The following is a 417-nucleotide window of genomic DNA, read 5'->3' as shown; positions in this document are numbered from 1 at the left end:
GCCGATTAAGACGGTGCCGGCTGTGCCGTTGAAGGCGGGCGATACGCTGGTTTCGAACCCGGTGCCGATGGTGCGCGGCAAGGCCCAGCGCACGACGTTGGTCCGTCATGAGCCTGTCGATGATGCGCCGGCCATGGCTTCAAATCCGAAGGGGGACGCGGCGGCGCCAGCGGACAAGACCGTTACCCACGGTTGCCCGGTGTCGATGGTCACTGGCGAGGAATTGCTGACCCTCACCGATGGCGTGCTGGATGGGATCTTGCCGTTTGAGTGGACGAGGCTGTACCGCACCAGTGCGGTGGACATTGATTGTGGGTTGGGGTTTGGCTGGAGTCATGCGCTGGCTCATCGGCTGGTGGTGTCGGGCGATTCGGTGGTGTGGACCGATCATGAGAACCGCCATACGCAGTTTCCATT

1 protein-coding gene is annotated in these 417 nt (G+C 62.6%); it reads left to right on the top strand.

Annotated features, from left to right (window positions below):
* On the top strand, positions 1 to 417 hold a 417-nt coding region (locus BOP96_RS29175), incomplete at both ends, for a DUF6531 domain-containing protein (RefSeq protein WP_138726271.1).

The sequence above is a fragment of the Pseudomonas sp. FSL W5-0203 genome, assembly GCF_001896155.1.
Taxonomy (GTDB): domain Bacteria; phylum Pseudomonadota; class Gammaproteobacteria; order Pseudomonadales; family Pseudomonadaceae; genus Aquipseudomonas; species Aquipseudomonas paracarnis.
This window is presented reverse-complemented; position numbering and strand designations above follow the sequence as displayed.